Origin of the sequence: Delftia sp. K82, assembly GCF_002193035.1 — a bacterium.
Classification (GTDB): domain Bacteria; phylum Pseudomonadota; class Gammaproteobacteria; order Burkholderiales; family Burkholderiaceae_C; genus Comamonas; species Comamonas acidovorans.
In genome coordinates this window covers 1,500,079-1,512,814 of the sequence record NZ_MYFL01000001.1, presented here as the reverse complement: position 1 = coordinate 1,512,814, position 12,736 = coordinate 1,500,079, and the positions used below count along the sequence as shown (strand labels likewise).

Genomic DNA, 12,736 nt, shown 5'->3' with positions numbered 1-12,736 from the left:
GGCTGATATTCCTGCGGCACAACGCCACCCTTTAGGTGCGATTGCAGTTTGTGCTCAAAGTCTATTATCCAGTCCAAAGCGCGTCCTAGAGAAATTCAAGAAACCATTTGCATACTCAAGATCGACCTTAGCCAAACTAATAATCATAAGATCCAGCAAATCCGTAGCCACATATTCTGGATAATTACTATAAGCCAGCATCTCCTGCTCGGTAGTTAGCGCTGTTATCAACAATCTAATAATTGATTTTATATTCTGCGGACTACCATCATTTTCCCGCCACAGCTCTTCTTTTAATTTTTTGTTTTTTTCATCAGAAAGTAATCTCTTCGAATTCTGTTCAGCATATTGCAAATATTTTTTAAAATCAAAATTGGTTAAAATGCTTATTTTTTCGTTAAACTTCGGCTTCTCATATAAATCATTCAAATATTTAACATATAGATCTATAATACAATAAAATCCAACATTTTCCCAATCGAGAATTTTATATATTTCTGCAATTATATCTTTTACATTAAGGTTTTCCATTTAATAACCTCGTAAAGCAACCCACACCCTGCTCATCAAGCAAATATTGACAACTAGAGCAAGGGTTCATTAACTTTCCTTTCTTGTCATTTCTGTGCGCTGAAATCTGCGACCCTTTGTTCATATTCTTTAGCTCCTCATCAGTTTTTACACCCGCTAAATTTGCAGCCTTACTCATTCCATTTGGCTCCGCACAATCTCCATGGAATGGTGAACGGAATTTTTCGGGCACCCTGTCCATTGCCCGCTGCACCGCTTCGTTGGTAATTCCTTCCCCTCCTTCCCCCGTACTCAATCCAGAAACCGTCCCCCCAGGAATATTGGGACCAGTTTGTATTGATCGAGCACCAGTCAAGCCATATGGATCGCTCCAGTTAATCGGATTAGGTGCATAAAAATAGTGATTCACGCCCCCAACCAACCCAATCGGATCCTGACTAACAAACCTCCCCACATCCGGATCGTAATACCTGAACCGGTTGTAGTGCAGCCCTGTCTCAACGTCAAAGTATTGGCCCTGGAATCTCAGGTGCTGCTCAGGTCGGCTGTCCTGGTCCTGCTCAACCCAGTGCTGGGTCAAGGTATTGCCCATGCGTACCGTCTGCAGCACGGCCGGATGGTCGATGTTGGCCGTGGCGCCCCAGGCCTTGTAGCTGGCGGCCCAGACGATATGGCCATCTGCGTTTGTCAGTTCCCGGGGGGTGCCCAGGTGGTCCGTATGTACATGCAAGGTCTGGTTTTGCAGCGCCTTGAGGGGAGCTTCCTGAGGCACCACGCCCTTCAGGCGCGATTGCAGTTTGCGCTGCAGCGGCAGGACCTTGGTGCTCCAGAGCTTGTCGTCATTGCGCGCTTCGTGCAGGGACTGTTGCACAAAGGGGTTGCCCAGGGCTTTGTCGCGCGCCTGCTGATCCTTGTTCCAGAGGCTTTGCACCTGGGCAAGCGGCACGAAGCTGTCGGGCTCATACAGGTAGAGCCTGTGGCTTGTCGTGTCCTTGCCGTCCTTGTGCTGCAGGGCGTGTTCGGCCAGCAGGCGGTTACCGTCCCACAGGAAGTGGGTGACTTGGAGGGCGGACTTTTTCTGTTCAGGCGTTTCCTGCCATTTGGCTATGCGCCGACCAAAGGGATCGTAGGCATAGCGCCAGTGCGCCTTCTCACCTTGGCGCTGGTTCTGGTTTTCCGTGTGGACGGCAATGAGCTGGTGCTCCGCATCCCAGGTGTAGTGCTGTATCTGGTGCTTGCCGCTGCGTTTGTCGGTGCAGTTGCCCCAGGTGTCGTACTCGTAGCGGTGCTCCTGCCAGACCTTGAGCCGGTTGCCCGCCACGCGATCCCATTGCGCAGGGTCGGCGCTGGCGATGAGCGCGTCGTCCCTCGCCTGGAGCAGGTTGAAGTTGGGGTCTGAGAGGTGCCCCCTGACGTAGCGCGCCCATTGTTCGTCCGGAGTCTCCGTGCCTGGCGGGCGCGGGCTGGCAGGGCTGGCTTGTTGTGGCGGCGGCTGATCGGGGTCGATGAGGTTGTGCGCCGGGTCGAAGGCGAAGCGCTCCGCCGCATGGCCCGCCAGGGCTTGGGTCAGGCGGCCGATGGCGTCGTACTGGTAGAGCGTGCGGCCCGTGCGACTGTCGTCGATGCTTTGCAACTGGCCTGCGGCGTCGTAGCTGTAGCGCCTTGCGATGCTTTGGCCGCTGGTAGTGTTGTGGGTGCTGGCAGCAGGCGCTGTGCTTGTCCCGTCTGAGGCGGGCCCGGCCTGGCTGGCCAGCAGGCGTCCCAGGGGGTCCAGGTGGTAGCGGCTGCGCAGGGTGCCTTGGCTGCGCTCGATCTCCCGATGCAGGGCGTCGCGTTCAAAGTCGCAGATGACTTCACCGTCGATATGGATCTGATGCACGTGGCCCGATCCATAGGTCAGCGTGTGGATGGTCCGGCCATCGGGCAGGCAGGTGGAGATGCGGTTGCCCAGCAGGTCGTAGCGGTGCGTGAGTGCACTGTGCTGGCCCAGGCGGGTGTGCAGGATTTCGCTGGCGATCTGGCCCACGGGGTTGTAGAGCAGTTGCACCCGTGCATTGGCATTGCGTGCCATGGTGAGCTGGCCCGCGGCGTCGTAGGCCAGGCGGGTGCGCGTGGATGGCTGCCCGCGCTTGTGGGCCCGGCGCTCCAGCATGCGCCCCACGGCATCGCGCTGGTAGTAGGTACGGATGGCTGATGGATCGCGCCCCATCCATGTGGCGCCCTGGGACAGTCCATCGACCATTTCCAGCAGATGGCCGACACGGTTGTAGCGGTAGTCCAGGCGCCGGCCATCAAAGCCCTGCTCCGCCAGGAGACGATCCAGGGCATCCCAGGCAAAACGGTAGTGGGCCCCGTTTTCGTTGATGAGGCGCGTAAGGCGACCGAAGCCGTCGTACTCGTACTGCAACGAATGGCCCAGCGCATTGGTGCGGGCGAGCGGGTTGCCGTAGACGTCGAGCTGGTAGCGGGTGTTCTGTCCCAGTGGGTCCTGGTGCGCAATCAGGCGGCCTGCCGGGTCATAGGCGAAGCGTTCCTCGCTGCCATCCGCTGCGCGCAGCAAGGTCAGGCGCCGGCCACGGTTGAGGCGCGTGTATCCGTGCAGCGTCTTGTGGCCCAGTGCGTCGGTGATGGACAGCACGTTGCCCTCAAGATCCCATAGCAGTTGCGTGGGCTGGCCGGAGCAGTCCGTGTATTGGACGAGCTGGCCCAGCGCGTTGTATTGCAGTTGCCGGGATTTGCCCAGGGCATCGGTGATGGTGACGGGCAGGCCGCGCTGGTCGTAGCGGTAGCGGGTGGTACTGCCGTCCGCAGCCGTGGTGCTCAGAAGGTTTCCGCGCTCATCCCATTCGAAACGGGTGGTCCGCCCCAGGGCATCGGTGATGGCGACAGGCTTGTCCTGGCCCTGCAGCCACTGCGTGGACTCCTGGCCGCCGTCAGGCAGGTGTGCCAACGTGGTCCGGCCCCGCGCGTCGTATTGGTAGGTGGTGATGTTGCCTTGGGCGTCGGTGTGTGAAAGCACGTTCCCATAGGCATCGCGTTCGAGCCGGGTAACGCCGCCCAGCGCATCCACCAATGCAAGAAGGTGGCCATCCGCATCGAAGCGTTGCTCGAAGCTGCGGGACATCGTGCCGCTGCTGTGCGTGACCTGGACCGTGTGCGCCGCGTCGTCATAGCGCATGTGCCACTGCGCGCCTGTGGAGTGCCGCATGGCCAGTACCTTGGCCTCTGGCTGGAGGGAACTCCATTCGTAGCGGACAACCAACCCACTGGCTTCCTGGCGCTCCACCAGTCGGTGGTCCACGTACGTGAACCGCTGGCAGACGACACCGGTGTCATCCACGACTTCGCTCAGGTCGCCATCCTTGCTGTAGCGGTAGCTGACCAACAGCGGCGCCTGTGCAGGCGCCGGCGCCTCTTCCTCGAGCTGACCATGCCATAGCACCTGCACCAGCCGGGGACTGCCCGGGACGATGGACCAGTCATAGGCGAAACCCACTTGGACGCCGTCCGTCCTGCGCAGTGTCACGGGCAGGCCGGCGGCGTCGTACTGCAGGTGGAAGCCGTTGCCGTTGCTGTCCTCCACTCCCGCCAAGGGGATATAGCGGGTGGCGGCCGCTGCGGCGGCCCCAGGCGCTTCGCCGCCACGGCCGAACAGCAGGCGCGTGCCATCCTGGCTGACCACTTCCCAGCTTGCACCCTCTACACACCGCAGCGTGATGTGCTCATACCGGGAGTAGAACTGCTGGCCTGCCTCCAGACGCGGAAACGAAATACGCCGGCCCTGCGCATCGATGAGGACCACTTCCTCGGGCATTGCGAGCAGATGTAGCGACATGGGCACAGTCCATCCCCTGCCAAGGAGGCCTGCATGCGCGTTGTCGGACAGGTAGGTACGCTGCCAATGCAGGGGCATGGCCCCGTCGATCACGAAGTCTCGCTCGTTGACCCCATTGAGCACGCATGCGCCATAGGCCAGTTGAATCGTTTCAGGATTGGCGCTCATGCGTTTTCCCTCTCTTTTTATCTATTTGTCTATTTTTTGCACTGCAGAATTTTTCTAGCAGGCGCAGTTCTTGTCGGATTTCCCCTTGCCCCTGCGCCGAATAAACGCCCCGGACAGGGAGGCAGCAAATACCGTAGTGAGCTGGTTGCGTGCATAGCTTCCCAATTCAGGGACATCCTTGGGATCAATGCTCTCCTTGCTGGCCCTTTCTTTGAAAAGTTCCAAAGCCACTTTCAGCTGCTCGCGGCGCGCATATTGTTCAGGCCCCCCACCAGGAATGGATCGCCCTGACCCATAGTCGCCAAGCTCAGTAAGAATCGCAGAAGTTTCCCCTCTTATCTTTTCACGAGGAACGCCATCGACATAGTTCTTCAGCCCATCGATGCCTTTTTCCCAGTCGGACAATGGTGGCAGCCCCGGCTTTGGTTCTGTCTTCTGCTGCGCAGGCGCTGAGCCTTGATATGTCTCGGTTTTTGGCGTGATGATCCCCGGGGCATTGGCATGGGTGCCAGGCTGCGGGAATCCGTTCGCTTTCTTCGTCGCGCGTTTGTAGACCTTATAGCTTTCATCGGGCTTGACCACAACTTCATGAAGAACCCATCCATCACCTTTTGGGCTTCTTGAATATTCGTAGCCATCACTGACTCGATTGCCGGAGGTGGTCATTTGCAATAATCCATTATTATCATGTCAGGTCAGGGTTTCTTGCGATTCATCCAGACCTTGTCACCGGTCCGCACCACATGGCGTTGGTTGACAAAAACGGTGGCGCTGTGCTGCTCGCTGCGGCTGATAGCTACATGCGTGCCGGAAACGATTCCCTTGCCTCCACCTGGCTCATCACCTTTCACGTTGTCCACGTAGCTCTCTTCGTGCAGGTAGGCAGGCTTTCCTGCAAAAAACACATTGGGAGAGCACTGCCCACTCTGATCCATGCTATGCATGATGGGATAAGGGATGGGTTTCCCTTTTTTGTTGGGCGTCAGGCATACATCCGGCAGTGTGTTGATCAAGACAAACTGGCCATCCTGGGCTGTTCCCATTTCCTTTGCCATAAATCACTCCTGGGTGCGCTGAAGAACTTCGATCATCTTTATTCCTGCATTGGCCGCGATGTTGGTGCGGTGCACGCAGGTCAGTGTCATCTTCTGCATGTCGAAAATCAGCGTATCTAGATGCATGGGGCGCTCCAGTACCGGGCCCGCGTGAAGCCCCACCAATGAATAAGGATGATTGCCTGGGACCTTTGCGCGCAAATATCCTCCGCCTGGCGTCAGTCCGAACAAGGTAATGCTCTCGCCACCTTTTGGATAATCAATCTGCTGGTCCGCAGGTGTACAGTTCCAGTAGGAAAAATCAAAATCCTTGGGCAAGGCAGGCCAACGGCTTTCAAGCCATTTGTGGTCATAGCTGCCTGTCAGCTGCACACGTGGCTGCCACCAGCGTCCGATAGGCCCCAGCCCGACCACAGGATAGTTCTGGCCGCGGAGCCATCCATCATCGAAGGCCTTGTTGAACACTTCGATCTGTGGTGCACGAAATTCATTTTTCCCGGTTTTTTTGACCCATGCCTTGTCCAGGAATCCGCATCCAATCGGATTGAGTTCATGACGCGAAAAAATCTCGGGATCGGCGTCTTCATCGTTTTTTTCCGGCCAACGACAGGTTCCACCAAACGCAAGTTCATGGCAGATAGGTACACGAGTGGCCTTTTCTGGCTCACTGAGCTGCCAGCCCAATAAACCGGAGCGTATGACGCGCGGGCCGCAAACCATCAACACCTTGTCCCATTTATCGATCTTGACACCGGCAGTCCAGCGATTGAAGGGCTTCTCCTCCGGAGAATATGCAAAGGCATGCGAGAAGATGACATCGCAGCGGGGCTTGTAGGGCGAAAAATCGCTCTCCTGGACAATCGAGCTGGTATGACGCCCGGTATAGAACTCGTCGGTTTGCACCAGTTCAACTTGCTGTTTTGCAAGACGTGGAAACCCGTTTTCATCCAGTCGATTCAGGTCATAGGTAATCCGGGTGACCATGACGTGAAATACGTGGTCATCGGTATCCAGCATCTGAAAATACTGGCTCGGGAAGCGGGTGCGATTTCTGACTTCGGGCAAGTCCGCAGTGGGCGTCGAAGATTCCAGAACATAGGAGGGGCTGCTCATTGCACCCCCCCTCAGTTCAGGTCTATCCGGTCGGATTCCATGCCTATGTGCTTGGACCCAACCACATCGATGGTGTTTCCATTGACGACAATGGTCCCATCCTCCTGCATCACGATCAGGCTTTTGCCCACCTTCAACGTAATGCTCTTGCAGTCCATGGTGATGGATGACCCGGCCGCGCCGCCGCCTTCCGAATTCGCGCTGCTGGGCGCGGTGATGTTCATCGCCATCCCGGAAGATGCACTTCCACTGCCGCCTCCTCCACTGCCCGCCCCGACTTTGAGCTCGTACTTGTCGCCCACACTGACATCCTGTGTCTTGCCGATCGTGTCCTTGCGGCTGCTGCCCACATTGGTGATCATGGTCATGCCCACGTTGAGGTTGTAGGCCACGCCAATATTCACCATCTTGGCGACACCCACGTTCTGCATGTAGGCGATGCCTATGGTCTCGGTCTTGAACCGGCCCACAGTGATGGACCAGTTGCGACCTATCTTGTCCTTCTCGTGTTTGCCAACGGTTTTGTTGCGTGACTGCCCGATCTTCACGGTCTCGTTCAGATCCACGGTCCGTTGGCGGTTCTGGTGAACGGTCAGCGTCTCATCCAGGTCCACCACTTCAGTGCGCCAGCCGTGGACATCGATCTTCTCGTTGCGGTCCACGGTCTCGGTGCGGTCCCGGTGGATGACGTTGGTCTCGTCCCGGTCCACGGTCTTGCGCCGGTCGTTGCCCACCCATTTGTCCTCGTCGTTCTCGACTTCGGTGAGCTGGTCCTTTTGCGCGTGCAGCCACAGCTGTTCGGCGCCAGCCTTGTCCTCGAAGCGGATGGCGTTGGCGTCGCCCGGGCCGTTCTTCATGCCCGCGCCTGCGGCCCCGCCCTTGCTCGATCTGGTCTTGATGCCCGATTGCGTGGCGTTGGCCGGCAGCGCCCAGGGCGGCATGTTGGCTGCGTTGTAGACGCAGCCCGTGACCAGCGGATAGTCCGGGTCGCCATTGAGGAAGTCGACGACGACTTCATGCCCTATGCGGGGAATGGAGATGGCCCCGAATCCCGGGCCTGCCCAGTTCGTGGCCACGCGGATCCAGCAGCTGGAGTTCTCGTTCATGCCGCCCAGCCGGTCCCAGTGGAACTGCACCTTGATGCGGCCGTATTCGTCGGTCCAGATTTCTTCTCCGGCCGGGCCCACGACGACGGCGGTCTGCGGGCCCGTGGTGCGCGGCTTGGGCGTGGTGCGCGCGGGCGTGTAGGCAAGACTCGTGGGTTGGGCCTGCAACTCGTAGCGCTGGAAGGAGCCGTCTTCCGCGGCGCTGCCCTTGGCGCCCGGGGCCACGGCGCTGACGCGGGGGTTCTCCTTCAAGTGGTAGCTCAGGCCCGTGATCAGGTACTGCTGGTTCTGGTCGCCGCGCGGGTAGTTGTAGAGGCTGAAGGTGTAGCCCGTGGCCAGCGCCCGGTGGCAGGACTGGCCCCGCACCCGGCTTTGGCCCGTGAGGCTTTCCTTCAGGCGCACGCGGATGTAGTCCTCGCCGTCGCTCAGCTGGGTGTAGCCGCCCGGCCATTCATAGATTTCGTGGCCGTCATGGGCGTGGCCCGGTGGGTCGCGCCGCAGGTGGGTGAGGTCGGCCCGGGGTTTCTTGAAGTCGTAGTCGTCGCTGTAATGGCGGCCCGATTTGATTTCCTGCTCCAGATGCCAGGCGTGGATGTTTTCCTGATCGCCTGCGGCGGCTTTTTCCGGGGGATAAAAGGGAATGGAGGCGCCCCCGGGCAATACGCTGTGCGAGGCAATGATGTCGTCGCACAGCACCAGGGTGTGCTGGCCCGAGGCATGCTCGAAGAAGTAGTAAATGCCTTCGTGCTCCATCAATCGCGAGACAAAGTCGCAATCGCTTTCGTTGTATTGAACGCAGTAGTCCCAGCTGCGATAGGCGCGCGTGAGTTTCTTTTGCAGGGGATGGCCATAGACGCCCAATACCTGCTCGATGATGTCGGGCACGGTCTGGTTCTGGAAGATGCGAAAGTCGCTCTTGCGCGTGGCCAGCCACAGCCAGGGGCTCAGGCGGGCCTTGTAGGCGTAGTGGCGATGGTCCTGGCCCTGCATGCCAAAGCGGGTGACGATGCCGTCGATGAAGCGCCTGCCGCCGCCCTGGGTTTCTATTTCTATGGTGGCGTTTTTGCCCAATAGGGCCTTGGGATCGATGCTTTCGCTTTCGCTGAGCATTTCCACATCGAGGCTGAAGAGCTGGCTGATGTTTTCCTGGCCGCGCAATTCACGGAAATGCAGCTGCTCGCCCAATGGCGTGTGTATGGTGACTCTGCGTGTCATAGTGCGCGCCGCCCTGGGGGCGGCCTCCCTGCTCTTGGTGAGCGGGGATCATAGACAAGCCGATGGCCATAGGGCAATCAAATGCAGGGCCAGATACATCCTGTAAATGTAAGCAATTGCCTATCTTGGATACAGGCATGTATTTGAATGGCATGCCACCCATTGATCTTCAATGCCATTCAACCCTCCATCGCGCCTTGAATTTCGCCTTGAACCGCGAATGCATTGCGCGTGCTCACACTCCCAAATACCGTTCCCACAGCGCTCTGTCCCCATCCAGCGCGGCCGAGTCTCCGCTCCACACGACCTTGCCTCGCTCCAGGATGAGGTGGCGGTCGGCCAGGCCCAGCAGGCGCTCCACGTATTTGTCGATGACCAGGATGGTCTGGCCGGCGGCGCGCAGCTGGGCCAGGCAGGACCAGATCTCTTCGCGGATGCGGGGGGCCAGGCCCTCGGTGGCTTCGTCCAGGATGAGCAGGCGCGGGTTGGTGACCAGGGCGCGGCCTATGGCCAGCATTTGCTGCTCGCCGCCTGACAGCTGGTGGCCCATGTTGGAGGCGCGCTCGCCCAGGCGGGGGAACAGCGCGAACACGCGCTCGGGCGTCCAGGGCTCAGCCGCGCCGGGGCTGCCCGAATTGCGCTGGGCCACAAAGGCCGTCAGGTGCTCACGCACCGTGAGATTGGGAAAGCACTGGCGGCCTTCGGGCACGATGGCCACGCCGGCGCGGGCGATGCGGTCGGTGGCCCAGCCGGCAATGTCCTGCCCGGCAAACACCATGCGGCCGGCGCGCAGGGGCAGTTGGCCCAGCAGCGTGCGCAGGAGCGTGGTCTTGCCCATGCCGTTGCGGCCCAGCAGGGTGACGACTTGGCCTGCCTCGATGCGTAGATCCACGCCGAACAGCACCTGGCTGGGTCCGTAGCCGCTTTGCACGGCCTGCATTTCGAGCATCACGCGCCCTCCTTCACTTCTTCGTCTCCCAGGTAGGCCTGGCGCACGTCGGCGTTGCCACGTATCTCTTCGGGCGTGCCGGTGGCGATGATGCGGCCGTAGACCAGCACGGAGATGCGGTCGGCCAGGCGGAACACGGCCTGCATGTCGTGCTCCACCAGCAGCATGGCGGCACGGCCGCGCAGCGATTCGATCAGCTCGGTCAGGCGCAGTGTTTCATCAGGGCCCATGCCGGCCATGGGCTCGTCCAGCAGCAGCACGCCGGGGCGCGCGGCCAGGGCCAGCGCGAATTCCAGCTTGCGCTGCTCGCCATGCGGCAGCGTGCCTGCGGGGCGCTGCAGCAGGCTGGCGTCAATGGCGCATTCGCGCGCCAGCTCGCGTGCCTGCTCATAGAGCGCGGTCTCGGCCGCGCGCGGGCGCCAGAAGCTGAAGCTGCTGCCCGCATGCGCCTGCACGGCCAGCACCAGGTTGTCCAGCACGCTGGACTGCTTGAAGATGTTGGTGATCTGGAAAGACCGCGACAGCCCCGCCGCCACGCGCTGGTGGGCGTTGAGCGCGCTCACATCGCGCCCCGCCAGCACCAGCTTGCCCGCATCGGCCGCCAGCGTGCCGGACAGCAGATGGATGAGCGTGGACTTGCCCGCGCCATTGGGGCCGATCAGCGCATGGATCTCGCCAGGCGCCAGCGACAACGAGACATGGTCGGTGGCAAGCAGCGCGCCAAAGCGGCGCACCAGGCCCTTGGCTTCCAGGGCCGGGGTGGGGATGGAGATAGGTGTGGCCGCGCCGCTCATGCCTGCCTCCCGCGTGCGGGCCACAGGCCCATCAGGCCGCGCGGCGCACCGAACACCACGCACAGCAGCAGCAGGCCCAGCGGCAGGTGCCAGTACTCGGTCCACATGCGAAGCACTTCCTCCAGCGTCAGCATGACGACGGCGCCGGCCACGCCGCCCCAGCGCAGGCCCACGCCCCCCACCAGCACCATGATCAGCAGGTTGGCCGACTGGGTCCAGTGCATGAGGCTGGGGGAGATGAACAGGTTGTGGTTGGCCAGCAGCGCGCCCGCCAGCCCGGCCACGGCGCCGCTGAGCACAAAGGCTGCCAGCTTGATGCGATAGACCGGGTAGCCCAGCGACTCCATGCGCGACTCGTTCTCGCGCACGCCCTGCAGCGCCTTGCCGAAGCGCGAATCCACCAGCCGCCCGAACACGGCCATCAGCACCGCGAACAGCGCCAGCACCACGTAGTAGAAGGACACATCGTGGCCCAGGTCCAGCCCGGGCAGTACGGAATGGCCGGGCAGGTTCAGCCCGTCCTCGCCTCCGTACTGGCGCAGCGAGATGAAGATGTAGAACAGCATCTGCGCAAAGGCCAGCGTGATCATGATGAAGTACACGCCGCGCGTGCGCAGCGACACGGCGCCCGTGGCGGCGGCCAGCAGCCCGGCCAGCAGCGCGGCGGCCGGCCAGGCCACCAGGGCCGAGGTCACGCCGTTCATCGCCAGGATGCCCACCGCATAGGCCCCCGCACCGAAGAAGGCCGCATGCCCCAGCGCCACCATGCCGCCATAGCCCAGGATGAGGTTCAGGCTGGTGGCGGCCAGCGCGTAGATCAGCACGCGGCGCACGAAGGAGATGTAGAAGTCCAGCCCCAGCGCCGGAGCCACCAGCGGGAACACCGCCAGCGCCAGCAGCACGAGCACGGTCCAGAAGAACCGGGCCTGGAACCTGCCTTGTAATGTGCTGTGTTCCATGCTCAGCCTCGCGCAGGGAAAAGGCCGGAAGGCCGGTACACCAGCACCACCGCCATCAGCACATAGATGGAAATCGCCGCCAGCGTGGGCCCCACGCTGGATGCCACGGCCGGGGAGAACACCTGGCGCAGCAGCATGGGCAGAAAGGCCCGCCCCGCCGTGTCCACCATGCCCACCAGCAAGGCGCCAACCAGGGCGCCGCGTATGGAGCCTATGCCGCCGATGACGATGCACACCAGCACCAGGATAAGGATCTCTTCCCCCATGCCGACCTGCACCGAAGTGATGGGCCCCAGCAGCGCACCCGCCACCGCCGCAAGCATGGCACCCAGCGTGAACACGCCCAGGAACAGCAGCGGCACGCGCACGCCCATCAGCGTGGCCATCTGGCGGTTGGAGGCGCCTGCCCGCACCAGCACGCCGGCGCGCGTGCGCGTCACGAACCAGTACAGGCCCAACGCGGCGGCCAGGCCGAAGACGATGATCATCAGCCGGTAGGCCGGGTACATGAGATCGGGCAGCAGCTGCACCGGGCCGGACAGCGCGGCCGGCATGTTGAGCATCACCGGCGCCGGGCCCCAGACCATCTTGACAAGGTCATTGGCAATGAGGATGACGGCATAGCTGCCCAGCACCTGGGCCAGATGGTCGCGCACGGCAAGGCGGCGTATCAGCACCAGCTCCAGCACCACACCCGCCACGCCCGTGGCCACGGCAGCCACCAGCACGGCCGCGGTGAACGAGCCCGTGCGCTGCATGGTCTCGGCCGCCACATAGGCGCCCGCCATGTACAGCGAGCCATGGGCCAGGTTCATGATGTCCATGATGCCGAACACCAGGGTCAGCCCGGCCGCGATCAGAAACAGCATCAGCCCGAACTGCAGGCCATTCAGCAATTGCTCCAAGAGCAGCGTCCACGTCATCCACACGCCCCCTGCCGCAGGCGCAGTGGCCCGCGCGCGGTCAACAAATCATCCGGCTTTGAAAATCAAGATCAAGGCACGCCGCCCC

Annotated in this window: 10 protein-coding genes; all 10 read right to left on the bottom strand. The window is 61.1% G+C overall.

The features are described from left to right. Positions 1–54: 54 nt before the first annotated feature. Entirely contained in the window at positions 55–531 is a 477-nt protein-coding gene (locus tag KDK82_RS31780; RefSeq protein WP_143343399.1) for a hypothetical protein, read from the bottom strand. After that, positions 518–4,534, bottom strand: coding sequence for an RHS repeat-associated core domain-containing protein (locus KDK82_RS06485; protein WP_088164315.1), 4,017 nt, complete (start codon positions 4,532–4,534; stop codon positions 518–520). Before KDK82_RS06485 ends, KDK82_RS31780 begins: the two co-directional genes overlap by 14 nt. A gap of 54 nt (positions 4,535–4,588) precedes the next feature. Next, complete coding sequence (locus tag KDK82_RS31775) at positions 4,589–5,200, bottom strand: hypothetical protein (protein WP_143343398.1); 612 nt, start codon at positions 5,198–5,200, stop codon at positions 4,589–4,591. A 29-nt stretch (positions 5,201–5,229) separates the two neighbouring features. Then, complete coding sequence (locus KDK82_RS06480; RefSeq protein WP_088164314.1) at positions 5,230–5,589, bottom strand: DUF4150 domain-containing protein; 360 nt, start codon at positions 5,587–5,589, stop codon at positions 5,230–5,232. 3 nt (positions 5,590–5,592) lie between these two features. Further along, positions 5,593–6,702 carry a DUF2169 domain-containing protein gene (locus KDK82_RS06475; RefSeq protein ID WP_088164313.1) on the bottom strand — a complete coding sequence of 370 codons (1,110 nt, stop codon included), beginning with the start codon at positions 6,700–6,702 and terminating at the stop codon, positions 5,593–5,595. A gap of 11 nt (positions 6,703–6,713) precedes the next feature. Next, positions 6,714–9,023 (bottom strand): type VI secretion system Vgr family protein, encoded by a 2,310-nt coding sequence (locus KDK82_RS06470; protein WP_088164312.1) that lies wholly within the window; start codon positions 9,021–9,023, stop codon positions 6,714–6,716. A gap of 235 nt (positions 9,024–9,258) precedes the next feature. Next, positions 9,259–9,972 carry an ABC transporter ATP-binding protein gene (locus tag KDK82_RS06465; protein ID WP_088164311.1) on the bottom strand — a complete coding sequence of 238 codons (714 nt, stop codon included), beginning with the start codon at positions 9,970–9,972 and terminating at the stop codon, positions 9,259–9,261. Next, a complete protein-coding gene (locus tag KDK82_RS06460; RefSeq protein WP_179217862.1) occupies positions 9,972–10,766 on the bottom strand; it encodes an ABC transporter ATP-binding protein in 795 nt (264 codons plus the stop codon). Before KDK82_RS06460 ends, KDK82_RS06465 begins: the two co-directional genes overlap by 1 nt. Next, positions 10,763–11,725, bottom strand: coding sequence for a branched-chain amino acid ABC transporter permease (locus KDK82_RS06455; RefSeq protein WP_088164310.1), 963 nt, complete (start codon positions 11,723–11,725; stop codon positions 10,763–10,765). Before KDK82_RS06455 ends, KDK82_RS06460 begins: the two co-directional genes overlap by 4 nt. Before the next feature lie 2 nt (positions 11,726–11,727). After that, positions 11,728–12,648, bottom strand: coding sequence for a branched-chain amino acid ABC transporter permease (locus KDK82_RS06450; protein WP_013801787.1), 921 nt, complete (start codon positions 12,646–12,648; stop codon positions 11,728–11,730). Positions 12,649–12,736 lie beyond the last annotated feature (88 nt).

Bases quoted from the DNA above. Each gene is read 5' to 3' on its own strand.
- KDK82_RS31775 (WP_143343398.1), bottom strand. From the start codon at position 5,200: ATGACCACCTCCGGCAATCGAGTCAGTGATGGCTACGAATATTCAAGA.
- KDK82_RS06480 (WP_088164314.1), bottom strand. From the start codon at position 5,589: ATGGCAAAGGAAATGGGAACAGCCCAGGATGGCCAGTTTGTCTTGATC.
- KDK82_RS06465 (WP_088164311.1), bottom strand. From the start codon at position 9,972: ATGCTCGAAATGCAGGCCGTGCAAAGCGGCTACGGACCCAGCCAGGTG.
- KDK82_RS06475 (WP_088164313.1), bottom strand. From the start codon at position 6,702: ATGAGCAGCCCCTCCTATGTTCTGGAATCTTCGACGCCCACTGCGGAC.
- KDK82_RS31780 (WP_143343399.1), bottom strand. From the start codon at position 531: ATGGAAAACCTTAATGTAAAAGATATAATTGCAGAAATATATAAAATT.
- KDK82_RS06470 (WP_088164312.1), bottom strand. From the start codon at position 9,023: ATGACACGCAGAGTCACCATACACACGCCATTGGGCGAGCAGCTGCAT.
- KDK82_RS06460 (WP_179217862.1), bottom strand. From the start codon at position 10,766: ATGAGCGGCGCGGCCACACCTATCTCCATCCCCACCCCGGCCCTGGAA.
- KDK82_RS06450 (WP_013801787.1), bottom strand. From the start codon at position 12,648: ATGACGTGGACGCTGCTCTTGGAGCAATTGCTGAATGGCCTGCAGTTC.
- KDK82_RS06485 (WP_088164315.1), bottom strand. From the start codon at position 4,534: ATGAGCGCCAATCCTGAAACGATTCAACTGGCCTATGGCGCATGCGTG.
- KDK82_RS06455 (WP_088164310.1), bottom strand. From the start codon at position 11,725: ATGGAACACAGCACATTACAAGGCAGGTTCCAGGCCCGGTTCTTCTGG.